Here is a 25,630-nt window from a genome sequence, read left to right as displayed (position 1 = left end):
GGGAAGAGTAAACTCCTCCCCTATTCGGTTAGTCTATCGACACATCCGCAAAGCTTTGTGAACCTGTTGGGTGCGGGAAAAATCCTTTAATTGTACTTTTTCCAGCAAGCAAAGGTGTAGAATGCGCTATTGGAACCCATGGAGCATCCTGATGAATAATAACCTGAGCTTGTTTGTAAAGCTCATTTCGTTTATTTTCGTCTGTTTCTGTTTGCGCTTGAATTAACAATTTATGAACTTCGTCATTTGAATACTGTGAGTTGTTGTTGGAACCAATAGCATCTTTATCTAACAACGCATATAGGAAGTTATCTGCGTCTCCATTATCACCTGTCCAACCAACGATATATATAGGAGCTTCCCCTTTTGCAAGCTTTTCTAGATAAGTACCCCATTCCATAGTAACAATTTTCGCTTTTACACCAATTTTTGCAAAATCGGCTTGAATTGCTTCGGCTACTTTTTGACCATTTGGCATATATGGACGCACCACTGGCATTGTCCATAAATCTACACTAAATCCATCCTTATAACCTGCTTCAGCGAGTAATTTTTTCGCTTCATCTAAATTAAAGTCATAATCTTGAATGGCATCATTATATCCACTAACTGAAGGTGGAATTGGATTCTTTGCTGGAATTGCCGATCCACCGTAGAAGTTTTGAATCAGAGCTTCTTTGTTAACAGCATGGCTTAAAGCAATTCTTACTTTCGGATTATCAAAAGGCTTTTTCTTTACATTAAAACCAAGATAACCAAGGTTCATAGATGGGCGTTTAAATAATTGCAGATTTTTATCGGAACTAACTTTTTCAGCATCACTTGGATTTAAACCATCAATTAAATCCACATCGCCTTTAATTAAAGCATTCAATCTAGCGGAGTTATCTTTTATAACTTTCAGAATAACTTTATCTACTTTCGGCAATCCTTTTTGCCAATATTTATCATTTTTCACAACCGTAATAGCATCATCACGTTTCCAGCTTTCAAATTTAAAAGGTCCCGTACCAACAGGATGCTCAATGTATTTATCTCCCCACTTATCGATTGCAGCAGGACTTGAAATCGAAAATGGTGTCATCGCAAGATTTTTCAAAAATGGTGCTTGAGCACGGAAAAGAGTAAACTGAACTTTGTTCGTATCTAATGCCTTAACTTCTTTGATAACAGCAGCTGGCTCGCCTTTGTAACCGCCAAACTGTGATTGGTAATAAGGAAATTTATCCACGTTTCCATTTGCCCATCGATCAAAGTTTTTCACGACAGCATCTGCATTGAAATCTGTACCATCTTGGAATTTAACTCCTTGTTCGAGTTCAAACGTATATGTTTTTCCGTCTGGAGAGATTTCCCATGACTTGGCAAGTGAAGGTTCGATTTCTGTAGTTTCTTTATTGAATTTCACTAATGTTTCAAAAATTTGTTCTGCAACAATCAGAGATTCACCATCTGTTACTGCTGCTGGATCAAGCTTAACAGCATCTCCCCCTCTTGCATAAACCAATATTTTCTGTTTCCCAGTAGTTTTTCCACCACTTGTTTTGGAAGAGCCGCAACCCATCAAAGCAAGCGAAAGAATGAGGATTAATATGAAAACTCCCCACAATTTTTTCTTCATCTTTGTTCCCCCTTTTTTTGGTTTTACGTATTAATGGTATGTTCAATCTTCAATGAAGATGACATGCGGTAAAATGGCCTTTCTCGACCTCTTTAAAAACAGGTTTCTCACTTTGACATTTATCCATTGCATATGGACAGCGCGTATGAAATGCACACCCTTTAGGAGGGTTTGCCGGGCTTGGCACATCACCCTGTAGAATGATTCTTTCTTTTTGAAAATCGACATCTGGAATTGGAACGGCTGATAAAAGCGCTTCAGTATATGGGTGTTTAGGATTCGTGTATACATCTTCACTATCTGCAAGTTCTACTATTCTACCAAGATACATCACACCTACCCGGTCACTAATATGGCGAACAACCCCTAGATCATGTGCTATAAATAAATAAGTAAGGTCAAAGTTTTTTTGTAAATCTTTTAATAGATTTAATACCTGTGCCTGGATAGAAACATCCAAAGCAGATACTGGTTCATCCGCAATAATTAGTTTTGGATTAAGTATTAAAGCCCTAGCAATGCCAATTCTCTGTCTTTGCCCACCACTGAATTGATGCGGATAACGTTTTAAATGAGATTCGTTTAATCCTACTATTTCTAGTAATTCTTTTACTTTTCTTTTTCTTGCTTTCTTATCCTTCACACCATGAACGATTAATGGTTCTTCTAGTATTTTTTCTACTGTATGTCTAGGATTCAATGATGCAAACGGATCTTGAAAAATCATTTGCATCTGGCTCCGTATTTTTCGTAATTCCGTATGAGAAAAACTTGTAATATCTTTTCCCTCAAAACTGATTTTTCCACTGGTAGGTTCTAAAAGCCTTAAAATCATCCTGCCAGTCGTAGATTTGCCACACCCACTTTCCCCGACAAGCCCTAAAGTTTCGCCTTTTTGAATGAAAAATGATATATCATCAACGGCCTTTACCTCTCCTACTTTCTTTCCAAAAACTCCACCTTGGATTGGAAAAGATTTTTTAAGGTTCTCTATTTTAATCAGCGGTTCTATTGTCATTGTGCTACCTCCGTATCATCGTGAAGAAAACACCTAATTTTTTGTCCATTTGGCAAGCTTTTTAACTCCGGTGTTTCTGTTAGACAACGTTTAAAAGCATGAGGACATCTTGGTGCAAAATGACAGCCAAATTCTATCGAACCAGGTTTCGGCACATTGCCAGTTATCGAGTCTAATCGGTCTTTTTTCGTTCGCATATCTGGAATAGATTTAATTAATCCGACAGTATAAGGATGTTTTGGAGATTTGAAAAGGGTGCGAACATCCGCCTCTTCAACAATTTTCCCGCTATACATCACGATAATTCTTTCACACATTTGTGCTACAACACCAAGGTCATGTGTAATCATAATTATCGCGGTATCCGTCTCTTTATTTAATTTTTTCATTAAATCAAGAATTTGCGCCTGAATCGTCACATCCAAAGCAGTTGTTGGCTCATCGGCGATTAACAGCTTTGGTTCACAAAGCATTGCCATTGCAATCATTACCCTTTGTCTCATGCCTCCGGATAGTTGATGGGGATATTCCTTCATTAATTCTTCCGTCCTGGGCAGTCCAACTTTTTTTAGCATATCGATTGCATGTTCCTTTGCTTTTTTCTTTGGCCATTTTCTATGAATTTTTACTGCCTCTATTAATTGGTCGCCGATGGTAAAAACCGGGTTTAAACTTGTCATTGGCTCCTGGAAGATCATTGCAATTTCATTACCGCGTATACTGCGCATCCGTTTCTCAGAACTGTTTATTAAGTTCTCACCGTTAAAAACAATTTTCCCGTTCACTTTTCCATTTGACGTTGGTACGAGCCCCATGATGGATAAAGATGTTACACTTTTTCCACACCCTGACTCTCCCACAATACCAACAACCTCTCGTCGATTTACGACAAAATCAATATCATTTACAACAGGAATAACTCCATTATCTGTTACGAACGAAGTGTTTAACCCATGTACCTCTAAAACTGGATTCTCCACATTTAATGCCCCCTTCATCGGTGCTTTACTCTTGCAGAAAATAATTAGCTATTTTCACATATGCCTGTCTAAAAAAATATGTATGAATTAATAGGTTGTTTTTTAATAGTTTACATTTATTTTAATCATTTGAAAATACCTTTTATACTGAATATTATGTAATTAAATGTCGAAAACTTATATTTGTTATATTTTTTCATCTTTTCAATGAAGGATTTTTTAATTGATCTTGATTGATTTTTACATAAAAAAAGGAATTCCTCTTAAAGAAATAAGAGAAACTCCTAAATATTGTTTATAAATTTTGAATATATGCCATCATTATATTTTTAATTTCAAAAGCCTCTTGGAGAATTTATTTCGCATCGCTTCCGCCAATTCATTAACCTGTAGGATTTTCTTGATCCGCTCTTCTTCCAAGCAATGGAAAAAAGTTTCGATAGTAAATTTAACACTTACTTTTAAAGGATGTTCGTTTAATAAAATTATTTTTGAATCATTTGCAATCATCCCTTCTTTTAATACTCGTGCAAAATAACCTGTTCTGCAGGTCTCGATAATTCTTTGCAAAAAAACATCAATATTATTATGCTTAGATATCGTTGCACAAGGGATGCGACCTTGTATAATTTGAATGACTGCCTCGCCAATTTGAAAAATATCTCCAATGCAAATATTTTTTTCATCCATTCCGGAAACCGTTATATTTTCTCCAAATGAAGGAAAGGGTAATACACAATTAAATTCTTGTTCCCAATCTTTATAATGCTCAAAAACATAAAAGCAAACAGCCCGGTCTGGCCCGCCATGAAAATCTGTATTAGCAACCCCATCGTTTTCAAAACCGTTTTTCGATAACCAACCTCTTTGTATTGGCTTTTTATCGATACCTGTCATATACTGCTCTTGCCTAAACATTTGTGTTTTCGGCAATCCAATATTGAGACTCTTGATTTCCATACTTTTTCCCCCGCCCTTCAAATATGTATATATTTTACAATCAAAAAAAGTTGTACTTTTATTCCATCATAAAAAAAACAAAAATGTAAATATTAAAGATATAACATAAGAGAGGAATTTAATGATGGAACATGTAAATAATACTTTAAAAAACGATGCAAACCAAGATGAAATGCGCGATAAACGATGGGCAATTGTATCGATTGCATCCATTCCCCTCATCATGACATTAGGGAACTCTATGTTAATACCCATACTGCCTGTTATGGAAAAAAAGCTGGACATTTCAAAAGTACAGTCCAGTTTAATCATAACGGTTTATTCTATTGTTGCAATCTTTTTGATTCCAATTGCAGGCTATCTTTCGGATCGTTTTGGAAGAAAAGTAGTCATCATTCCATCCTTAATACTGGCAGGTATTGGAGGTGTAATCTCTGCGTGGGCTGCATGGAAAATGGGCAGTCCTTATTCAGTCATTTTATTTGGAAGAATTCTGCAAGGGGCAGGCGCAGCAGGTGCTGCTCCTATTGTCTTACCCTTAGTGGGTGACATGTTCCGTAGGGATAAAGATGTAAGTGCTACCTTAGGAGTCATCGAAACATCCAATACATTCGGTAAGGTATTAAGTCCGATATTAGGTTCGTTTTTGGCTGGGTTTATTTGGTTTTTACCTTTTGTTTCTATCCCGATCTTCTGCCTAATATCTGTCATTGCAATTTTCTTTTTGGTAAAAAAACCGAGAAATGATAAGAAAGGACCCGACTTTAAAACTTTTATTAAAAATACAAAAGAGGTTTTTCAGCAGCACAGCCGCTGGTTATTTGCTGTATTTGTCATTGGTGCGATCTTGATGTTTGTCCTATTTGCTGTTCTATTCTACCTATCCTCTGTGCTTGAGGATACATATAACTTCCATGGGGTAAAAAAAGGATTTATCCTTGCCATTCCATTGGCTTGCCTTTGTCTTGCATCCTTTATTGCAGGCAAAAAAATTAAAGATAATATGGTACTCATGAAATGGATTACTTTTATCGGGCTCGTCCTTGCCGGCGCGTCTGTTCTTGCAGTTAGTATATCAGATCAATTTATTTATTTAACCGTGGTCTTTCTAATTTGCGGTATTGGAATTGGTGCAGGACTTCCATGTCTGGATGCTCTCATTACTCAATCCATCGAAAAAAATGTACGCGGTACTATCACTTCTTTTTATAGCTCCATGCGCTATATTGGAGTTGCTGCAGGTCCTCCTGTGATGGCATATTTTATGAAGAATAACTTAATGATTATGTTTATAATATTAGCAGTATGCTGTCTTATTGCAGCTGTCATGGCTTTTGTCTCTATAAAACCAAATAAAGAAAATGAGCAAGAAAAAAATCCTGCTCATTCACCGATATAAGATAAGCGCAAGCACTGCAACTCTAGGATTTCTGTCTTCGACGAGACCAAAAGAAACACAGCGATTTAGGTCAATGCTTGCACAGGGACAGTCACCATAGTCAAAAAAATCTATATGTTAAAAACTATTTATTTATAATCTAAAAGAAGCAAATCAAAATGATTTGCTTCTTTTTACATTTGCTATTCGGACGGTTGATGCTGAAACGATAACATATGTAGCGAAAGACAGTACAATTGGAATGACTACTGTATGCATGCCAAACGGGTTTGGATAAAAGCGATCAAATAAAATATAACTAACCATACCCATTACCATTGAGGAGATAGCGCCATATTTATTGCCATTTTTCCAATATAGCCCCATTACAATCGGCCAAATAAATACTGCCTCCAGCCCGCCAAAAGAAAATAAATTAAGCCATATCAATAAATTAGGTGGATGAATGGCAAAAAAGAAAACTGCAATACCAACAATAGTTGTCGCCCATAAGCTTAAACTCTTTATTTTTTTCTCTTCCGGATTCTTATTGATATAGCCAATATAAATATCCTTTACAATAGCGGACGAAACAAGAATTAATACAGAATTAACGGTCGACATTATTGCAGCCATCGGAGCCGCTAATACAATTCCTGCAACCCATGCAGGCAATACCTTCATCGTCACAATAGGCATTACCGTATCTGCGTTTTGAATACCAGGTACAATCGCTCTGGCTAACACACCGATAAAATGCATACCAAACATAATAACACCGATGACAATAGTACCTATAATAATTGCTCTATGCATGGCTGTTGCATTTTTGTAAGACATTGCTCTGATTGCAATTTGTGGAAGTCCTACAACTCCAATACCAACTAGAATCCAGAATGATGATATGTATAAGGGTGTCAAGCTTCCATCAGATCCATAAGGACTTAGTAAATTAGGGTTATCTTTTCTTAAATCAGCCATTATGTTCTCAAGTCCGCCACCAGCCTTTATAGTAGCAACAAGAAGAATAATTGTTCCCAAAAGCATGACAATCCCTTGTATCGTATCTGTGAAAGCGACCGCACGAAATCCACCAATAATAACGTATAAAAGAACAGAAACTGCAAAGATAAATAAGGCAGTTGTATAAGATACACCTAATATTGATTCCATTAATCTTGCACCGCCAACCCACTGGGCAATCATCGACGAAAACAAAAATACTATAATGGCAATAGCGGCTAATATATTTACAAAATGGGAATCATAACGCGCTTTTAAAAAGTCAATTAATGTTATGGCATTATACTTCCTTGCCATAATAGCAAATTTTTTTCCCAATACCATTAATACAAAATAACCAGTAACCACCTGGCTCATTGCAAGGAGCACCCAAACAAGCCCATAATGATAGGCTGCCCCCGGACCACCGATAAAGCTGCTTCCGCTTCCGTACGTTGCTACCATCGTCATTGCTAAAATAAACCCACCGAATTGCCGGTTTCCTAAAAAATACTCCTGCACAAACGAATTCGAGTTATTCACGAATTTAACAGCAAACATACCTACGATAAAAAAGATAATAAGAAATAATATCAATGGGATAATTACTTGTATATTCATCACTGTTCCCCTTCTTCTTCAAAAGGAACTTCTTTAAATAAAAACTTTACCGTTAAAATTACCAATATTACAATCACGATAAATCCAAGAATACAGCTATAAAAAAACCATGCCGGTAAACCCCAAATATATGTATATTTTTCTACCTTAGATTTGCCTAATCCGTAAGCAAAACCGTACCACCAAACAAAATGAATAATTGCCAATGCAACTCCAATCCAAGCTTCCTTTTTTGCAATGGCAAAACGTAAATCATCTTTCAACTTATGAAGTCCCTCCTCCCAGTTAAATAATAAAAAAACTCCTCATATTTACATAATATTATTCCTGTTAACCAAATCGACTTTTTGAACAAATTGCTGAATAAGTGAATTTACTTTTTGATAATTCCTTGTTGGTAATTGGTGTCCTGCCCCAGACAGAAAGTGAATGTCCGTATCAATAATCTGCGGATATAACCGAACATGGTAATTAATATAATCAGATCTTGTCCCATATAAGAGCATAAGTGGAGTTTTTAGTTTAGCAATGCGATCCATACAATCAAAATACAAGGATTCTTTGTAAAATGCCGCCCAAATTTGCTGATTTGCTTTTAAAATATGCCTATACATTTCCTGCTGTAAATTCTTCTCCTGGAAATGGCTGATGGATAATATTTTTGCTAAAAATTTAGGGAAATGTTCTGTTAAGTAAATTCCAATCAAATGTTCAGTTTTTAGTATATCTGTGTCGATTTTTGGGTATCCACCAGATAATATAACACCTTTCACATAGTTTGGGAATTGAATTGCATATTCTTGAACAATAATACCTCCGGCTGAGTAACCGAAAAGAAATAACTGTTCGAGGTTTAATTCTTTTCTAATCGTATCTAATTCTTCTATATAGGTTTGAACAGAAATTTTATCTTCCGCACTTGGACTATCACCATGCCCGCTCAAATCTGGCAAGATAATCCTGAATTTGTCAGATAAAGAAATTTGCTTAACAAATGTCTTTCTTCCCATTCCGGGAGGATGGACAAAAAGGATCGGGGTACCTTTCCCAAAATCATCAAAAAATAAATTTTTATTTTGCATTTTTGCAATTGGCATTTTTTCCTCCATTATAAGAATAGATTGTTTGGATATAAGAAATCCGCTAGCCGATATCTGCTTTCGCTAGACATGATTAAACTTGTTAAATTATTTAGATGTTGAAAAATTTTATACTTTCCTATCATTAAATAAAGGTGAAGCTGTTAGCTTCACCTTTATTTTTAGGTTATCCTATTATTATTTTTTTATAAAATAAAGAACGATTTTATTCCTTACTACTTAATTCTTCCGATATTTAAATTGCACCGGCTTCAAATTTGAAGAAATAGCCTCCATTTTATAACCTTTTTGTTGAAAATATTTCAGTACTTGTTCCAGATAATTAACGGTTGTTGTTTTTTCATGCATTAAAACAACCAAAGACCTGTTCCCTGAAGAGTTTTCTACTTGTGTCTTTATTTTTTGAATGTATTCACCATGAGTCAATTCCCAATCATCTGAATCAATATCCCAATCCCACATGATAAAGCCTTCTAAATCACTTGCCTTACGAAATGCCGGTTTCATATACGGTACTGATCCATATGGAACACGTATAAGCTGAGTTTTTTCCCCTGTAATACTTTTCAATGTTTTTAAAGTTTGCGTCATTTCCTTTACAAAAGAATCAGGGGAACGATAAATCTTGTGAATATCATGCGTAACACCGTGCGAGCCAACGGAATTTCCATCCTTCACCATTTGTTTCACTGTACTCGAATATCTTTTAATATTTGGTTCAAGCATAAAGAATGTTGCTTTTGCATGATACTTCTTTAACAAAGCAAGTGTTTGTGCAGAGGATGCACTTGGTCCGTCATCAAATGTTAAATATACCACTTTTTGATTTTTCGAATTAGGTTCCTTTAACCTTAATTGTTTTGGAACATCAACTAACGGGTTTGTATTTTTTTCTCCCTTCCCCTTAGATGGTTGTTTATTTTTGATTTTTCCAGGTTCATTTTTCTTAGATTGTTTAATTGCTATTTTAATAGGACTTTCCTCTATTATTTCTTTTAAAAATTCCTCTTGCTTTATCTTTTCATTTCGAAGTTTTTCATTAAATACATAATTATGGATAAATAAATTCTGCGACACATCGTTATAAGTTCGGAGATTTTGATTTGGAGTTGATATAGTGGCAGTTGTAAATTTTTTTGCAAAAGCAGTGTCGCTTTTCGATATTTTACTATTGTAGAATAATAAAATAACTAAAAAAACAAATAATGTACCACTTATTAATTTCGCAATTAATTTAAGTTTGTTGTACTCAGATGACTGATTCACCTATTTCAATCCTTTCACACCTTATTATTTTGCCTTTCCGCCACCCCTTTCTTAAGCAACGAAACTCTCAATTTATTAGACTTGAAAATGAAAAAAACGTTACGTGTTTGTAATAATTATATAGGATTATATTACCTAATGGTAGGTCCTAATGATAAAAAAATAAAAAATCTCTCCTTAAAGAGAGATTTTATAAGTTCATGGATGTTTTCGCTTCTTCGACGTTGTATATGGGATTCTTACAGCTGTATTGCTCACATACATACAATGCAAAATCATGCTTCTCGTCTAGTTTATCCTTCCAGACTTGTAATTCCTTTGTATTTAATTTCTCCATATCTGCAATCATTAATATGTCAAATGGGTGATAATTACTTTGATATAAAGTCACAAATTCTTTTCTGTTATTATCATTAGTTCCTGAAACAACTACTTCTTTTCCACCTGCATACTTAGCCATAGCAGCCTGCAGCATATATAACATCCCATGAGGATATACACTTGCATCCTGTTCGAAGCTTGCCAGCAATTTATCCACCTTTTCTTGTAAGTCCATATCCTCTGTAAACTTGGCCAATCTCCACAATTGAAGTGCTGCCACACTGTTACCAGAAGGAAGCGCACCATCAAATCCTTGTTTTTCTCTATAAATCAATGTTTCCGCATCTGTGCTGGTGAAATAAAAACCACCACTTTTATCATCCCAAAATTCCTTGAACATCTTGTTTTTGATTTTAATCGCTTGTTGTATATCATTAAGCTTATGTTCCGCTTCATACATTTCTAAATATGCCCATAGCATAAATGCATAATCATCTAAATAAGCGTTGAATTTTACCTCTCCATCACGATAACGGGCATACAATTGCTCATTTTTCCAAAGCTTCTCATCGATAAAAGTTATGCCTTTACGTGCATAATCGAGAAATTGGGGTTCTTGAAATGCAATTCCTGCTTTCGCAAATGCCGCAACCATTAATGCATTCCAGGAAGTTAGTATCTTATCATCAAGATGAGGATAAATTCGTTTTTCGCGTTCTTTTAAAAGAATAGCCTTTGCTTCATCCAGCTTCTGCAAAACATCTTCCATGGACATTCCTTTATTATTAGCAACGTTCTCCAGATTTGTTTGAATCAGATTAGGAATGCTATATCCTTCAAAATTGCCTTCATCACTTATATCATACGCCTCACAAAAAAGCTCCCCTAAATCAAAATCAAGGATATTCAAAACTTCCGTCCGTGACCAAACATAATATTTCCCCTCAATCCCCTCACTATCCGCATCAATTGCAGAATAAAAGCCTCCATCAGCACTTGCCATCTCTCGCTTTAAAAATTCAAAAACTTCATAAGAAATGCGTTTCCAGTTTTCATTATGGGTCGCTTGATAACTTTCCGCAAGGACAAATAGAAGTAATGCATTATCATAGAGCATTTTTTCAAAATGGGGAACCAACCACATATTATCGGTAGAATATCTTGCAAATCCGCCACCAATATGATCATATATTCCACCCTTTTCCATGCCTTCTAATGTTTTTTCAACCATTGATAGGGCCATATCCGTTCCCGTCCAATGGAAATACCGAAGCAAAAACATAAGCTGATGTGGCATTGGAAATTTAGGAGCCTGACCAAATCCACCATAGATTCCATCAAAATTTTGAACAATTTCCTGATATGCCTTATGTATAACATTCTCTGAAATTTCCGTCCCAGCTTCAACGGTTGAACGTTCTTTTAAAGACATTGTGATCTTATCAGCTATATTCTCCATATTTTCTCGTTCCTGCTGATATTTTTCATGCAGCTGCGGTAGCACATCCATCATTCCAGGACGCCCATAATGACTTGTCTTCGGAAAATAAGTTCCTGCATAAAAAGGCTTTTGATCTGGAGTCAAAAATACATTTAATGGCCAACCACCTTGACCAGTCAACATTTGACATACAGTCATATAAATCGAATCAATATCCGGCCGCTCTTCCCTGTCCACTTTAATTGAAACAAAATATTTATTTAGTAAATCCGCCACTTCCTGATCCTCGAAGGATTCTCTTTCCATGACGTGACACCAATGACAAGTAAATCTTGTCTACCTCTTTTAACTAGGAATAACCTATAGACACAAAGATAGGCTTACCCTCCCGTTTTGCCTTTTGGAATGCTTCAGGTGACCACTCTAACCAATTGACCGGATTTGTTTTATGTTGTAATAAGTATGGCGATTTTGATTCAACTAACCAATTATACTTTGCAGAATGTCTATCTTTAGTTAAGTATTCTTTCAACGTATACACTTCCTTAATATTTAATAAATGATCACCGCTTGCATTGGGATGAACGGGTGTCTAATCCGTATGGTTTATATACAAGCAACTTTCATTTACTTCTATAATATCCTAATGTATATAATTTCAGCCAATAAAAAAAGACCCCTAAATGGAGTCAAGTAATATACTTATTATATCCCCTAAAGGGTAGTGATTATAACAGAATATAAGAATGTGAACTCTCGAAAATGTGTGCTAATGCTTCCTGTTCTAAGTTCAGTTTTTATTTTTCTAGTATTAGACCATCTTTTGTTAAATTATAAACAATGTCACTATGATCTGAAACCATTTTACTATGGGTAGCTAAAATAATAAGGATACCTTCCAATTTCAATGTATGAAAATAATCTAAAATATTGGAAGATGTTTCATCATCTAATGATCCAGTCGGTTCATCTGCAACTATGATAGATGGTTCGTTTACCAAAGAACGAATAATTCCCACTCTTTGAATTTCTCCTCCAGATAATTTGTTTACTTTTTTATGTAATAGGTCCTGTATTTCGAATAGTTTACTTAATTCCTCTATTCTTTTCATTCTAGAATCTGTTACATCATCGTTTTGCTTAATCAACAGGAGTGGGATACAGATATTTTCGAATGCCGTCAAGTTAGGAACCATTGGTGAGAATTGAGATATATAACCTATTTTTTCTCCTCTAATACGAGATAATTCATTAATATTTTTTTCCACCATATTGATATCATCAAGTTGATAACTCCCGGAAGTTGGAAGTTCCAAGCCTGCAATAATATTAAGAAGAGTACTTTTTCCAACCCCACTTTTCCCTCTTATAGCAATAATTTGTCCCGCTTCCCCTTTTAAATCAACATTTTTAAAAACAAATGACCCTTGAAATGATTTTGAGATGTTACATAGTTGAATTTGAGACATATTATCACCTCTTTAAATGTTGTACAATATCAATATTTGTGAATTCTTTATTTATATAGTATTTAATCAATTGGGATATCACTAGGATGCATCCTATACTAAAGAACAAATAAATTAGAAGGGTAGAAAATGACCACCCGGTTAAAATTAATAACGGGATGATTGGTATTATCGTACCTATTAAAGATAGTAATAAAAATTCATCTCTAACATATTTCTTAATATGCAACATATTCGCACCGCTGATTAACAATACAAGATACGAATCTATATTTTTCTTCATTTTTAAATGTAGTGTATATAGAAAAGTTATTAATGTAATAAAAAACAATAAAGTTATAGCAATAACTATAAGAGACATGTTTGTTTTTGTCATACTTACTAAAGCATTTATTGCTAAACTACTAGCTCCGATTAGTTGAAAATCACGGAACCCCGTTTTCGCCGCAATTTGATCTGTTTTTTTTCTGATTTTTACAGGTGACTGTTTAGTTAATAATATACTATCTGTACCAGCTAGTAGAGAAGCTTTTACAAATAATTCATCTTTGGGATTATGCATCAAATAATTTGATGGATTTTCACTAAATGTAATCGCAGGCAAAATCATATAATTATCTAAAATCAATTCTGGCTGATTAGCAGTCATTATTTTTTGATGCGATTCTAAAAAGCCAATAACTTTTCCTTTAAGTTCTTTGTTATATAGAAAAATATTTATCTTAGATCCGATTTGATATAAATCCCTATACTGGCCACCTAATAAAACGGGAATAGGTGAACTATTCTCTTTATACTTATATTCATCTTGAGTAAATTGTCTACCCATATCTATTTGTAGATTATTTATATCAAATACTGCTTTGTTAGCTTGAATAGCTAATACGAATGAATAAGTTTTATTATTTAATTCGTAAGTAGGAGTAGACTGACCGCTAATTTGGTAATTCGGGTCAAAAGAATGATTCCCTTTAAAACCTGCTACACCAATAGGTTGCCATGTAGCGGTATAATAAGTGAATTCATGTGAACGAGATAATTCATGGTTAAATTCATTCAACAGGTCGTATCCCTTCGTGTTTTTAAAAAAAGTCTTTTCCTTCTCTCCAATTAAGCTATCAGATACTTGATATATATTTTTTCCCTCAAAGTTCTTAGTGGTTTTTATTTCAATATTTGTCTGGTTAACATTAACTACAAAAACAAAAATAAGTGTAAAGAAAAGAATAGAGACTAGAATAGCCAATAAATTTAAAATTTTGTTTTGTTTAAAAAGGATTCCTAAAATTCTCAAAACCTTTTACCACCTTTTCCTGCTGTATAGAAGGTTACGATAAATAAACAATAAACACTCAGAAAGAGGAGAAATAAAATAAAAATATATGCAGTATCTGTCAACCATGTGTAAGACCAAAATTTACTTATAGACTTTTCAAAAGTAATAGCCATAAGTATTAATAAGAACGAGATGATACTATAGGGAAGAACCTTCCATTTCCAGATAAAAAAATAGATGGATAGGATAGGTTTGCCCGATAGATATAAAATCCGGATTAAATTTTTATCCTGTGACAACCAATTTGTACATATGTAAACAAAAAATGCGATTAAAAATATTAATACTATATATAATGCAATAATGATAGTTTGATTAGACTTAAGAGCATACGTTCCATAATCCTCACGATCTAGTATATTTATTGACTCTGTTTTAATAATCTTATTTAAAACAGACTTTGCATTTTGCTTTGGAGTGGAAAATATAAAAGAAGTACCATTTCCAGTATTAATAATTCGACTCTTAGATAAGATCCATACATCAGAATTTAGTTTATATGAATTTGGTGTATCAAAGTATCCAATAACTTTAACTGTTGATGGGATAGCATCTTTTTTCACTTGCTTCCCGATAACAGCAATACTTCTTTCTTCTGAAAATGTCTTTCCTTTATCCACATATTTAATAGGTGGAAGTTGTATGTCGCCGCTAATTAGAACGTGTTTAATAAAAGGGGAATAAGTATTAAACTGAAATAATATGTATTTATCCTTATTAACTGTAAAAGATGAATGAGATTTCTTAAGTGTAAAGGATATAGAATTGCTATTTATATATCCGTTATTGATCATATTTATATTATCCATATAAGCTAGTAGCCAGAATATAGAAAGACAAAAAAGATTAATAACAATAAGAGATATGAAATATTTAGGATATGAATTAAAGTATTTTAGTTTCATAATATATTATAAAGTAAGATATAAGATGGTCACAGGACCATCTTACTATCTATATTAGTCCTTTAATTTCCCCAGTATGTATGGGCTACTGTAAACGCAGGATCAACAAAACCACTGTATGCAACAGTTTTATCCATACCCCAAACTCTACCGCTATCTCCTTCGATACCTACCAATGAACTTTCAAATCTAGCTCTAGAATAGTGATACATACCTTTCCAATCCGTATGTGCTACTACTCGTTTAGCAAGGTAAGAACTCATATCTTTATAGTCGTAAGTTGCCCAGTGTTTATCTGGTTTAGATGAGGACATAATGGAAATGGAATTAGCAGTTGATGAACCTACCCAATTACCTTTAGCAGCTGATGATGCAATTGGTGATAAACTTGCTACAGATGCTGCAAACACTAAAGCCCCAACAAATTTTAGTAGTTTACCTTTCTTTTTTAATAACATATTTTTCTCGATCTCCCTTTTAATTGGTAATCACAAAAAAATAATATCGAATTTATCCTGGGGAGTGCAACCACTTTTTCATTTTTTACATTTTCCAACATAGCGAATAATGGTTTGGCTAAAAATAAATCTTTGAAATACATCAAATAATTATTTAAATTGATACTATTAACATAATATAGAAAGTATTTTTTTATTTTTAAATTATCTCAAATTGCGAGATAATGGGGGAGAAGTGTATGAAAAATAAAGCACTACAAAAAAATTGCTAAGATGCAAAAAAAATTGCAGGGGGAGTCTATCTAATTTTCAAACATAAGTATGGAAGAAGGTGTAATGGTGACAATATCCGAGGACGATAAGAAATTTATCAATATAACAAAAATTGACGATAGTATAATTGTTGATCTTAAATACGCTACTGCGGACAACTTTACCAAACAGAAAATATATGACTTTTCAATAGCTGTCGCTCGAGTAGGAACCGCAAAAAAATTAGGCATTGCGGCTAATATCCTGAAGAAACAGGGATTTCGCATAATCATTTGGGATGCCTATCGGCCATCCTATGCTCAGAAGAAAATGTTTGAGATTTATCCGGATCCGATTTGGGTAGCACCGCCTAATCCAAACCATAGCCATGAAAAAGGTGTTACCTTTGATTTGACACTGGCTGATATGGATGGAAAAGAAATAGAAATGCAAAGTAAATTCGATGATTTCAGTAACGCCGCAAAAAGAAATGCTATTCGCACCCCATTACAGGAGTACCATTATCAAGTTCTTCACAACGCTATGACAAGAGCTGGCTTTGAGGGTTATGAAAATGAATGGTGGGACTATCAAGATACAGACGCTTCATTTTACGGACCTATGCAAGTCAATCCAAACGATTACAAATAACGCAACGCTTCTAAATGAGGTTCATTTGATTTTTTGAAACATAAGTCGTCTTATCCTTAATTTAGAACAAGTCATATTTAAAATAAGCGGAGATTTTCCGGTTAAGCTGTAGAATAGAGCTAGGTTCGAGGGATATAAGCGGAAATTTTCCGATTATGCAAAGCAAAATTACCTATTTCTACGTTTTTCGGGTCAATAGTCGGAATTTTTCCGTCTATTTAAGCCGTTTTCAGTGCTATTTCCTCATTAAGGGAAATTTCTCCGCCTATTTATCAAACTTGCTTCAGCTTCAAATGAACTTGTACGCTACGGGTGTTATAGTGAATTAAAGAAAATTTAAAAAAGGCTTAGAGATATATGCATCTCTAGGCCTTTTCAACTATACGAATTGTGTTGTGAAATTTATGAGACTAGCTATATGTTTAGGTTTGTTATTTACCTTTTTGCACCTGACAAGTAAACACTTTATTAAATTTGCGGGAGGTTTCTTAATTTCTCTTAATCAGTATTTTTAAATAAACTTAATGTTATATTTGTAGAGATTGTTTCCTTCTACAACCTACTTGGCGAACAATTGAAAATTATTTTTCAGTGTTATTCCTATTATTTCACACCTGTTGAGCCATGCCCACCACGATTTTCATTACCTAGGTGGTCAACTTCTATTAATTCCACTTCAGGCATTTTCTCGAAAATTCTAAACTGACATATACGTTCACCGAAATCAATTTTCGTATCTCTCAGGGCATATGCCGGAAAAAACCATTGATCGTTATCCCCTTTATATGATTCATCCACAACTCCCATAGAGTTTGTTTCAATAATCCCAAAGTTTTTGAATGAACTTGAACGCGGAACAATATGTGCCTCATATCCTTCAGGTAACTCCATTGCAATTCCTAGAGGGATTAGTTTAAATTCATCTTTTTTTAATTCAATTGTTTGTGCAGCACGTAAATCAATCCAATCCCCTTGAGCTATCTTCTTAATTTTTGGTAAATCTGAATGAAAGTATTTGATTTTAATTTGTAATGTCATGATGTATGCTCCTTCTTTTCATTTATATGAACTAGATAAAAAAGACGGGGGTTAGATATATTATCTAACCCCTATACATGATTAATAATCGTAATCTGAATCTTTCATATCCTCAACTACAGAGAGTAAATAACCATTTCCTACAGTAGAAAAGAAGTCGTGATTCGTTGTACCTGTTGATAAACCATTTATCACTATAGGATTAACGTCATCAGCAGTATCAGGAAATAAAGGCGAGAGGCCGAGATTCATTAAAGCTTTATTTGCATTATATCGAAGAAATACTTTAACATCTTCTGTCCAACCAACTGCATCATATAGAGCTTCAGTATATTTAACTTCGTTTTCATAAAGTTTATATAAATAGGTGTATATCCATGATTTCATTTCTTCTTTTTCTGAATCGGACAGTTTGTCAAATCCTACTTTAAATTTATAGCCAATGTATGCCCCGTGCGCTGATTCGTCACGTATTATAAGTTTAATAACTTCTGCTACATTTATTAATTTCGCTTTTCCTAAATAATATAACGGTGTATAAAAGCCGGAATAAAATAAGAAGGATTCTAAGAATACACTTGCCACCTTCTTTTGCAGCGGAGTTCCATTCTTGTACACTTCATCGATCATGCGTGCTTTATTTTGCAGAAGATCGTTATCCCTTGCCCATCTAAATATTTCTTCAATCTCTCTCTTTGTGTTTAATGTACTAAAAATGGAAGAATAGCTTCTGGCATGTTCTGACTCCATAAACTGAATGTTATTCAAAACGGCGATTTCATGTTGGGTTTTTGCATCTTTTCTTAATGCATCAATTCCATTTTCTGATTGAAGAGTGTCTAACATGGTTAAACCGCCAAAAACTTTTTCTACCAACCGTTTTTCAACATCTGGGAGCTTTGTCCAATCCGATTTATCTTTTGATACAGGCATACGTGTAGATAACCAAAATTGTTCTGTAAGCTTTTCATAAGTTATTTTATCTAACATATCTTCGATAGCATTCCAGTTTATTGCATCGTAAAATTCCCAATCTGTGGTCATTCAAATCCTCCTCAAATACTACAGGATTCACAGTAGTTAGCTCCGACTTCATTTCCGTCATCTGTGAATGTTCTAATGTAATATACAGACTTAACCCCTTTTTTCCACGCATAGTTTCTTAAAATATTTAAATCACGAGTTGTTTTCTTTGTAGGAAATTCACTATTTTCTTTCCATTCATAAATCCCGCTTGGCAATTCTGATCTCATAAATAATGTCATACTTAACCCTTGATCCACATGTTTTTGAGCTGTTGCATATGTGTCAATAATTTTTCGTTGGTCAATATCATATGCAGATTCATAATAAGAGATTGTTTCATCTGATAAATATGGTGCCGGATAATAAACTTTTCCGCGTTTCCCTTCTGTACGTTCCTCAATACGTTGCGTAATTGGGTGGATTGAAGCTGTGGCTTCATTAACATATGAGATCGATCCGGTAGGTGCTGTAGCAAGTCTGTACGCGTTATATAATCCGTGTTTCATTACGGATTCTTTCAATCGAATCCAGTCCTCGTGATGCGGGATAAAAATTCCATTAAATAATTCTTTTACTTTATCAAATTTAAATGCAAAATCAGGTTCATTCAAGTACATATCGAAGTATTCACCTGTCGCATATTTGGATTTCTCAAAATCATAAAAAGTCTTGCCTGTTTCCATTGCAATATTATTGCTTTCAACCAAAGTCCAATAGTTTAATAGCATAAAATAGATATCCGTAAATTCCAATGCCTCAGGTGATCCGTAATGAATTTTATTTTTTGCAAGGAAACCATGTAAATTCATTGCACCTAGACCAACAGAATGGTACATATCATTCCCATTTCTAACGGAAGGAACAACATCAATCTGAGAATTATTTGTAACAAACGTTAAGGCACGCAGCATTGTTCTTACCGATTTTCCAAAGTCAGGAGAAGCCATTAAGTTCGTGACATTTGTAGAACCTAAATTACAGCTTACGTCATTTCCTAAAAATTCGTAAGTTTGATCATTGTTTATTACTGAATCTCTTTGTACTTGAAATATCTCTGTACAAAGATTAGACATAATGATTTTACCATCAATTGGGTTGCTGCGGTTCGCAGTATCAATGTTAATAATATAAGGATAGCCGCTTTCATTCTGAAGATTACTAATCTCCGTCTCTAAATCCCTGGCTTTAATTTTTGATTTTCGTATATTAGGATTTTCAACCATGTTTTCATATTCTTTCGTGATGTCAATAAAAGAAAATGGTTTACCATACGTTTTTTCTACATCATGTGGAGAAAATAAGTACATATAGTCATTCTTTTTAACTAACTCATAGAATTTATCTGGTACAACTAAGCCAAGCGACAGTGTTTTAATACGGACTTTTTCATCAGCATTTTCTTTTCGAACCGATAAGAAATCGACTACGTCTGGATGAAAAATATTGAGATATACTACTCCTGCTCCATCCCTTGCCCCTCCTTGATTTGCATACGAGAATGCATCTTCAAATAGCTTCATAACAGGCACTACACCATCGGCAAGTCCGTAAACACCTTTGATAGGATCGTTGTTCGCGCGAATGTTGCTTAAGCTAATTCCGACTCCCCCACCAAGCTTCGAAAGCTGTAGTGCTGAATTTATACTCCTGCCAATGGAGTTCATATCATCTGATACTGTTAACAGGAAGCAAGAAACCATTTCACCTGCACGTTTTTTCCCAATATTCAAGAATGTAGGTGTAGCTGGCTGATAGCGCTGATTAATTAATTCGTCTGCTAGGTCTAAAGCCAATTGTTCATTCCCATCGGCTAAGGCAAGTGCATTAAAAGCTAATCTATCTTCATATCTTTCTAAAAATCTATTACCGTCATCTGTTTTCATTGCATATTGGGAATAGAACTTATAGGCGCCCATAAATGTGCGAAAACGAAATTTCTTGCTATAGATTTCTTTGAATAATTTTTTAACGAATTTCCGATCATATTTATTTAAAAAATCTTCTTTTATATAATCATTCTCAATTAAATAATCCAGCTTTTCATCTAAAGTATGAAAAAACACCGTATTAGGGTTAACATATTCTAAGAAGTATGCCTTTACCGCTTCTTTATCTTTTCCAAGCTGAATTTTTCCGTCTTTTGGTAAATTCAAAAGGTTGTTAAGTGTAAAATAAGTATCCTCTTTTACTTTCTTACTTAGTGCAGGTGATTCCAAATTTCTTCACTTCCTTTTTAAATTTCAATACATCACTTTCTGTGCCGCTAGCTTCAAATGTAAATAGTAATGGTTTGTTATATTTCATTGATAAATCTTTTGCATTAAAGCAAAACTTATCATTATAATTCAAGCTACCACTGCCAACAAAACCAATTAAATGATTCATATTGTTTTTATAATCTATAAAAATACTAATAATTTCAGTAATATCATCATCATATGTTGGGACAATCACTACGAAGTCTTCAGTAACCTCTATAAGAGGATTCGTATAGTTAATTTCCAAAGAATCCATATCAATCCTCTTAATAAAGTTTCTAACGTTACCGGTTAATGAAAGATATACTATTAACATTTAACCGCTATTGCTTTTAATTTTTCTGGTTGGAATCCTGTAAATGGTTCTTGTCCCTCCACCAATACGACTGGCATTTGACGTAATTCAAGTGTATTTACAACATAATCAAACGCTTCTTGATCTTCTTCTACATTAAATACGTCATACTCAATTCCTTCGCCATTTAAAACGACTTTAGTCATTTCACATTGTGGACATCCATTTTTTGTATAAACTGTTACCTTCGACATTTTAAATACCACCATTCTACAAATTTCTTCTATCAACAGATTATAACAATTAGTTGTAATAATTTCATCCTTTTAATCTACAATTATTTCAACCATAAAAGGAAATATATTAATTAGATTCATTTATTTTATTGTTATTCTTTCTATATGTATTTGCTAATAAGCCCTACATTATTGCCTTATTAAATTTTTTTAAAAACAGTAATCAAATAAAAATACAAATTAAAAAATAGGAACAAACATCCAAATGCATGAATTTAAAAATGTGGAAAAATACGCATTCATGCTTTTTCGAAAAAAAAGAACCTGTCATTATCATAAAAAAATCACAAGAAAAATAAGAAGAAAAAAATGAATAATTCATTTTTTTCATAAATACTCTACAAAAATAAACAATATGGCAAATAGGCGTTCATATAATTTGATTATGAAGGATTTTATAAAAGTGTAGGGAATTCTGCTTTAATCTGATGAAGAGGCACCACAAAACTTTATAAAATTCCTCCAACTAAAATGCTCATAATAGTTGGGGCAGACCTAAAAGTCAACTATCAATTTCTTTTTAGTCTGCCCCTTTTGACGATATGTCAATATTATTTAAATGTTTAAAAAAACTAATCTTTAGTTAAAGTAGCAACCGATAAATTATTCCCGGCTAAAATCAGCGTCCTTTAATGGGACGATTTTAGACTTCATTATTACTTTATAACCTATATATCCAGCCAAGAATAAGGGAAGCCCAATATAGGAAACTAATATTCCATACCAGTCAATTTTTGAGCCAAGGAAAGCACTGTAATTGGTACCCAGAGTAGCAATCAAGCACATCACTGTTGCCAAGATTGGACCAAAAGGAAACCATTTTGCTACATATGGCAGATCCTTCATATTTTTCCCTTGTATCTTATAAGCTTTTCTGAATCGTAAATGCGTAATAGAAATACTTAACCACGAAATATAGCCTGCTAAACCGGCTGCATTCAATAACCAATTATAAACGGTTCCATCACCAAAAAGTGAAGTAAGGAAGCAGAGCATACCAATTACAGTAGTTGCCAAGATAGCATTATAAGGAACGCCGCCTTTATTAACTTTTTTCAAGAAAGCAGGTGCTTTTCTTTCTTCAGCCAGTGTCCATAGGACACGGGAGCCAACATATAATGAGGAGTTTCCAGCAGATAAAACGGACGTTAAAATAACTGAATTCATTGCAGCAGCAGCAAAGGCTAATCCAGCATGTTTAAATACAAGCGTGAATGGGCTGATAGCAATATTGGTAATGTCTGAGCTTAACAGGTTCGGGTCTTTATAGCTAATTAAACAACCAATAATAAAAATCGCTAACACATAGAATAAAAGTATCCGCCAAAAGACTTGTCGAATAGCTCTTGGCATATCTTTACTTGGGTTCTCACTTTCACCGGCAGCAACCCCAACCATTTCCGTTCCTTGGAAAGCAAAACCTACCACCATGAAAACGCTAAAGATAGACAGAATACCGCCTTTGAAAGGTGCTTCACCTTCCGTCAAGTTGGAAAATCCTCCTGCATGACCACTCATAATGCCGAATATCATTAATAAACCAATAACGATGAATATGATAATAGTTGCCACTTTGATAATCGAGAACCAAAATTCTGCTTCACCATACCCTTTTACTGATAAAATATTCAGCAAAAAAATAATGACAAGAAAGCTTGCACTCCAAATAATTCCCGGTACATGAGGAAACCAATATTTCATAATGAGTGAGGAGGCAGATAATTCAAGTGCTAGGATAATCGCATTGTTATACCAATAGTTCCAACCGACAGCAAACCCAAAAGCTGGGTCGACAAACCGGGATGAATAGGTACTAAATGAACCGGAAATTGGGATAAAAGCTGCCATTTCAGCAAGGCTCGCCATCAAGAAATAAACCATGATACCTGCGATAACATAAGCTGCAATTGCCCCACCAGGACCGGCGTCGTGAATAGTCGTACCACTGGCTAAAAAAAGACCAGTACCAATCGTTCCACCGATAGCAATCATTGAAAGGTGCCTTGTTTTTAATTTTCTTTCCAAGTGCTCATGTTGTTCCCCTTGTCTTGTTTCATGAATTTGTTTTTTTAATTCCGTATTTTGCATAAAACACCTCTATCTTTAGTCTTTTATCAATAGCTGCTTTACTAATCCATAAAAATGTAAGTGCTTTCAGTTGTCTATTTACTAAATACTTGGAATTCCGGTATAGCCAATCCCATTTACCTTTACTGTGTAATATTTATTTTAAAATATCTAATTGCCTTAGGAATTGCAGTTTCATTTTTTTAAGGCCATCAGCTGCTTTTTCAATATCTTTTGAGAATATTCGATCCTTAGTAATGGAAGGAACCATTTCTCTACCTTTATCATAGAGAAGCCTTGTTTTGCTTGCCATTTTTTCAACTCCACGGTATTCAACCGCTTGCATTGCACAAATTAGCTCAATGGCCAGTACTCTCCTTGTATTCTGAATAATTTGATATGCATGCCTTGAAGCGATTGTTCCCATGCTTACATGGTCTTCTTGATTAGCGGAAGATGGTATTGAATCAACGCTTGCTGGATGTGCCAGTGTTTTGTTTTCAGATACGAGTGATGCAGCAACATATTGCATTATCATAGCTCCTGATTGTAAACCTTGCTCAGGACTCAAAAATGGCGGTAAATCATTTAATTGGGGATTGATTAATCGCTCAATCCGTCTTTCAGATATATTTGCCATTTCTGCAACTGCAATTTTCATAAAATCCATCGCAAAAGCGATTGGCTGACCATGGAAGTTCCCACCAGAAATAACCGTATCACCATCATCAAAAATTAGTGGATTATCAGTTGCTGAATTCATCTCGATTTCTAATTTTTCTTTCACATAATCAAGGGCTTGCCAAGTAGCACCATGAACTTGTGGGATACAGCGGAGAGAATAAGCATCCTGTACTCTCAATTCCCCCTGGATTGTCGTCAATAAACTATCACTTAAATATTCTCGGATACGAGCTGCTGTTTCTATTTGCTGTTTATACCCTCTAGCGATATGTACCTCTTCAGTAAAGGCATCCATAATTCCATTTAATCCTTCAATGGTCATAGAGGAGATTAACTCACTTTGGAATGCAAGTTGTTCCGCCTCTAGATAGCCGACTACTCCCATCGCTGTCATTGCTTGGGTACCGTTAATAAGAGCAAGTCCTTCTTTTGCTTCAAGTGTTACAGGAAAAATTCCTTCTTGTTGAAATGCTTCAAGTGAATCTATTCGATATCCTTTATAAAATACTTCTCCTTCACCGATTAGCACTAAAGCTAAATGTGAAAGCGGTGCCAAATCCCCGCTTGCCCCAAGGGAGCCTTGCTGCGGAATGACAGGAATGATATTCTTGTTAACCAAATCTATTAATCTTTCGATAACAAGCGGCCTAATTCCGGAATAGCCTTTTAAAAGTGCATTGGCTCGGAGAAGTACCATTGCTTTTGCGACAATCTCCGGAAATGGTTCACCTACTCCACATGCGTGTGAACGAATTAGATTAAGCTGAAGATCCTGGACATTTTCTTTATCAATAAGAACATCACTAAATTTTCCAAATCCTGTGGTAATCCCATAGACTACTCTAGATTCTGAAACAATTTTTTCTACTGCTTCCCGACTTTTTGCGGCAGCCTTCATACTTGATAGAGATGCACTGACTTTCTGATTTTCGTATAAAACTTCTTTCATTTGTTCCAGTGTTAAATTTTGCCCTGTTAAAGTAATCATTTTATTCTCTCCTCTATCACTTTAGTAAAATAAAGAAAGAGGCTGGATTCCGATTCCCTTTTAGAATTGAAGTCCAACCTCTTTTATAAGCATACTTTTATTTTGATATATTATTTTACGCAGCCACATTCTCATCAGTATTCCAACCCTTCTAATAATTCCTAATATTATTTCTATAAAATTATTCTATTTTGTTTAA

General features: G+C 34.4%; 21 protein-coding genes and 1 pseudogene. 2 read left to right on the top strand and 20 right to left on the bottom strand.

Features of this window, described 5'->3' with window-relative positions; genetic code table 11:
• Nucleotides 1-28: 28 nt before the first annotated feature.
• The 4 genes from AN964_RS10185 to AN964_RS10170 all read right to left on the bottom strand — a co-directional run bounded on the left by AN964_RS10185 (nt 29) and on the right by AN964_RS10170 (nt 4,579).
• Nucleotides 29-1,621 carry an ABC transporter substrate-binding protein gene (locus AN964_RS10185; protein WP_055739566.1) on the bottom strand — a complete coding sequence of 531 codons (1,593 nt, stop codon included), beginning with the start codon at nt 1,619-1,621 and terminating at the stop codon, nt 29-31.
• A 49-nt stretch (nt 1,622-1,670) separates the two neighbouring features.
• Nucleotides 1,671-2,639, bottom strand: coding sequence for an ABC transporter ATP-binding protein (locus AN964_RS10180; protein WP_055739565.1), 969 nt, complete (start codon nt 2,637-2,639; stop codon nt 1,671-1,673).
• Nucleotides 2,636-3,619 carry an ABC transporter ATP-binding protein gene (locus AN964_RS10175; RefSeq protein ID WP_280513052.1) on the bottom strand — a complete coding sequence of 328 codons (984 nt, stop codon included), beginning with the start codon at nt 3,617-3,619 and terminating at the stop codon, nt 2,636-2,638. Before AN964_RS10175 ends, AN964_RS10180 begins: the two co-directional genes overlap by 4 nt.
• Nucleotides 3,620-3,940: 321 nt before the next feature.
• Complete coding sequence (locus AN964_RS10170; RefSeq protein ID WP_055739563.1) at nt 3,941-4,579, bottom strand: MOSC domain-containing protein; 639 nt, start codon at nt 4,577-4,579, stop codon at nt 3,941-3,943.
• A 124-nt stretch (nt 4,580-4,703) separates the two neighbouring features.
• Between AN964_RS10170 and bcbE the strand changes: the two genes are divergently transcribed.
• Nucleotides 4,704-5,978 carry a bacillibactin exporter BcbE gene (bcbE, locus tag AN964_RS10165; protein WP_055741213.1) on the top strand — a complete coding sequence of 425 codons (1,275 nt, stop codon included), beginning with the start codon at nt 4,704-4,706 and terminating at the stop codon, nt 5,976-5,978.
• A gap of 153 nt (nt 5,979-6,131) precedes the next feature.
• Here the strand turns inward: bcbE and panF are convergent, their stop codons facing one another.
• From panF to AN964_RS10115, 9 genes and pseudogenes are all read right to left on the bottom strand, one after another.
• Complete coding sequence (gene panF / locus AN964_RS10160) at nt 6,132-7,580, bottom strand: sodium/pantothenate symporter (RefSeq protein WP_055739562.1); 1,449 nt, start codon at nt 7,578-7,580, stop codon at nt 6,132-6,134.
• Nucleotides 7,580-7,843, bottom strand: a complete 264-nt coding sequence (locus AN964_RS10155) for a YhdT family protein (protein ID WP_055739561.1) — start codon at nt 7,841-7,843, stop codon at nt 7,580-7,582. Before AN964_RS10155 ends, panF begins: the two co-directional genes overlap by 1 nt.
• Before the next feature lie 48 nt (nt 7,844-7,891).
• Nucleotides 7,892-8,677: an alpha/beta fold hydrolase gene (locus AN964_RS10150; RefSeq protein WP_055739560.1), complete on the bottom strand. Its 786-nt coding sequence runs from the start codon at nt 8,675-8,677 to the stop codon at nt 7,892-7,894.
• Between the two features lie 222 nt (nt 8,678-8,899).
• The gene (locus tag AN964_RS10145; RefSeq protein WP_055739559.1) at nt 8,900-9,946 is read right to left on the bottom strand and encodes a polysaccharide deacetylase family protein; all 1,047 of its coding nucleotides are present in this window, start codon (nt 9,944-9,946) and stop codon (nt 8,900-8,902) included.
• A 190-nt stretch (nt 9,947-10,136) separates the two neighbouring features.
• Nucleotides 10,137-12,249: pseudogene (locus AN964_RS10140) on the bottom strand (thioredoxin domain-containing protein).
• Nucleotides 12,250-12,505: 256 nt separating this feature from the next.
• The gene (locus AN964_RS10130; protein ID WP_055739556.1) at nt 12,506-13,177 is read right to left on the bottom strand and encodes an ABC transporter ATP-binding protein; all 672 of its coding nucleotides are present in this window, start codon (nt 13,175-13,177) and stop codon (nt 12,506-12,508) included.
• Nucleotides 13,178-13,181: 4 nt separating this feature from the next.
• Nucleotides 13,182-14,471, bottom strand: a complete 1,290-nt coding sequence (locus AN964_RS10125) for an ABC transporter permease (protein WP_055739555.1) — start codon at nt 14,469-14,471, stop codon at nt 13,182-13,184.
• Nucleotides 14,468-15,307 carry a hypothetical protein gene (locus AN964_RS10120; RefSeq protein ID WP_055739554.1) on the bottom strand — a complete coding sequence of 280 codons (840 nt, stop codon included), beginning with the start codon at nt 15,305-15,307 and terminating at the stop codon, nt 14,468-14,470. The genes AN964_RS10125 and AN964_RS10120 overlap by 4 nt, the downstream gene beginning before the upstream one ends.
• Nucleotides 15,308-15,480: 173 nt before the next feature.
• Entirely contained in the window at nt 15,481-15,876 is a 396-nt protein-coding gene (locus tag AN964_RS10115; RefSeq protein ID WP_055739553.1) for a hypothetical protein, read from the bottom strand.
• Between the two features lie 336 nt (nt 15,877-16,212).
• Between AN964_RS10115 and AN964_RS10110 the strand changes: the two genes are divergently transcribed.
• Nucleotides 16,213-16,779, top strand: a complete 567-nt coding sequence (locus AN964_RS10110) for a M15 family metallopeptidase (protein ID WP_055741212.1) — start codon at nt 16,213-16,215, stop codon at nt 16,777-16,779.
• Between the two features lie 603 nt (nt 16,780-17,382).
• On the opposite strand, the gene AN964_RS10105 is transcribed toward AN964_RS10110, so the two are convergent.
• From AN964_RS10105 to hutH, 7 genes are all read right to left on the bottom strand, one after another.
• The gene (locus AN964_RS10105) at nt 17,383-17,817 is read right to left on the bottom strand and encodes a dUTP diphosphatase (RefSeq protein WP_055739552.1); all 435 of its coding nucleotides are present in this window, start codon (nt 17,815-17,817) and stop codon (nt 17,383-17,385) included.
• Nucleotides 17,818-17,898: 81 nt separating this feature from the next.
• The gene (nrdF, locus tag AN964_RS10100; protein WP_055739551.1) at nt 17,899-18,861 is read right to left on the bottom strand and encodes a class 1b ribonucleoside-diphosphate reductase subunit beta; all 963 of its coding nucleotides are present in this window, start codon (nt 18,859-18,861) and stop codon (nt 17,899-17,901) included.
• 11 nt (nt 18,862-18,872) lie between these two features.
• The gene (gene nrdE, locus AN964_RS10095; RefSeq protein ID WP_055739550.1) at nt 18,873-21,059 is read right to left on the bottom strand and encodes a class 1b ribonucleoside-diphosphate reductase subunit alpha; all 2,187 of its coding nucleotides are present in this window, start codon (nt 21,057-21,059) and stop codon (nt 18,873-18,875) included.
• The gene (gene nrdI, locus AN964_RS10090) at nt 21,037-21,417 is read right to left on the bottom strand and encodes a class Ib ribonucleoside-diphosphate reductase assembly flavoprotein NrdI (RefSeq protein WP_055739549.1); all 381 of its coding nucleotides are present in this window, start codon (nt 21,415-21,417) and stop codon (nt 21,037-21,039) included. The genes nrdE and nrdI overlap by 23 nt, the downstream gene beginning before the upstream one ends.
• Nucleotides 21,411-21,650, bottom strand: coding sequence for a glutaredoxin domain-containing protein (locus tag AN964_RS10085; protein ID WP_055739548.1), 240 nt, complete (start codon nt 21,648-21,650; stop codon nt 21,411-21,413). Before AN964_RS10085 ends, nrdI begins: the two co-directional genes overlap by 7 nt.
• Before the next feature lie 645 nt (nt 21,651-22,295).
• The gene (locus AN964_RS10080; protein WP_083489295.1) at nt 22,296-23,780 is read right to left on the bottom strand and encodes an amino acid permease; all 1,485 of its coding nucleotides are present in this window, start codon (nt 23,778-23,780) and stop codon (nt 22,296-22,298) included.
• A 136-nt stretch (nt 23,781-23,916) separates the two neighbouring features.
• On the bottom strand, nt 23,917-25,431 hold the full coding sequence (gene hutH, locus AN964_RS10075; protein ID WP_055739547.1) for a histidine ammonia-lyase: 1,515 nt from the start codon (nt 25,429-25,431) through the stop codon (nt 23,917-23,919).
• Nucleotides 25,432-25,630 lie beyond the last annotated feature (199 nt).

This window comes from Heyndrickxia shackletonii (genome assembly GCF_001420715.1).
Lineage (GTDB): Bacteria > Bacillota > Bacilli > Bacillales > Bacillaceae_C > Margalitia > Margalitia shackletonii.
The sequence above is the reverse complement of the archived record's forward strand: the minus strand, read 5'-3'. Positions and strand labels throughout refer to the sequence as shown.

Bases quoted from the DNA above. Each gene is read 5' to 3' on its own strand.
- AN964_RS10150 (WP_055739560.1), bottom strand. From the start codon at position 8,677: ATGCCAATTGCAAAAATGCAAAATAAAAATTTATTTTTTGATGATTTT.
- AN964_RS10170 (WP_055739563.1), bottom strand. From the start codon at position 4,579: ATGGAAATCAAGAGTCTCAATATTGGATTGCCGAAAACACAAATGTTT.
- AN964_RS10180 (WP_055739565.1), bottom strand. From the start codon at position 2,639: ATGACAATAGAACCGCTGATTAAAATAGAGAACCTTAAAAAATCTTTT.
- AN964_RS10130 (WP_055739556.1), bottom strand. From the start codon at position 13,177: ATGTCTCAAATTCAACTATGTAACATCTCAAAATCATTTCAAGGGTCA.
- bcbE (WP_055741213.1), top strand. From the start codon at position 4,704: ATGGAACATGTAAATAATACTTTAAAAAACGATGCAAACCAAGATGAA.
- AN964_RS10105 (WP_055739552.1), bottom strand. From the start codon at position 17,817: ATGACATTACAAATTAAAATCAAATACTTTCATTCAGATTTACCAAAA.
- AN964_RS10120 (WP_055739554.1), bottom strand. From the start codon at position 15,307: ATGATCAATAACGGATATATAAATAGCAATTCTATATCCTTTACACTT.
- AN964_RS10080 (WP_083489295.1), bottom strand. From the start codon at position 23,780: ATGCAAAATACGGAATTAAAAAAACAAATTCATGAAACAAGACAAGGG.
- AN964_RS10110 (WP_055741212.1), top strand. From the start codon at position 16,213: ATGGTGACAATATCCGAGGACGATAAGAAATTTATCAATATAACAAAA.
- nrdI (WP_055739549.1), bottom strand. From the start codon at position 21,417: ATGTTAATAGTATATCTTTCATTAACCGGTAACGTTAGAAACTTTATT.
- AN964_RS10085 (WP_055739548.1), bottom strand. From the start codon at position 21,650: ATGTCGAAGGTAACAGTTTATACAAAAAATGGATGTCCACAATGTGAA.
- AN964_RS10115 (WP_055739553.1), bottom strand. From the start codon at position 15,876: ATGTTATTAAAAAAGAAAGGTAAACTACTAAAATTTGTTGGGGCTTTA.
- AN964_RS10185 (WP_055739566.1), bottom strand. From the start codon at position 1,621: ATGAAGAAAAAATTGTGGGGAGTTTTCATATTAATCCTCATTCTTTCG.
- panF (WP_055739562.1), bottom strand. From the start codon at position 7,580: ATGAATATACAAGTAATTATCCCATTGATATTATTTCTTATTATCTTT.
- nrdF (WP_055739551.1), bottom strand. From the start codon at position 18,861: ATGACCACAGATTGGGAATTTTACGATGCAATAAACTGGAATGCTATC.
- hutH (WP_055739547.1), bottom strand. From the start codon at position 25,431: ATGATTACTTTAACAGGGCAAAATTTAACACTGGAACAAATGAAAGAA.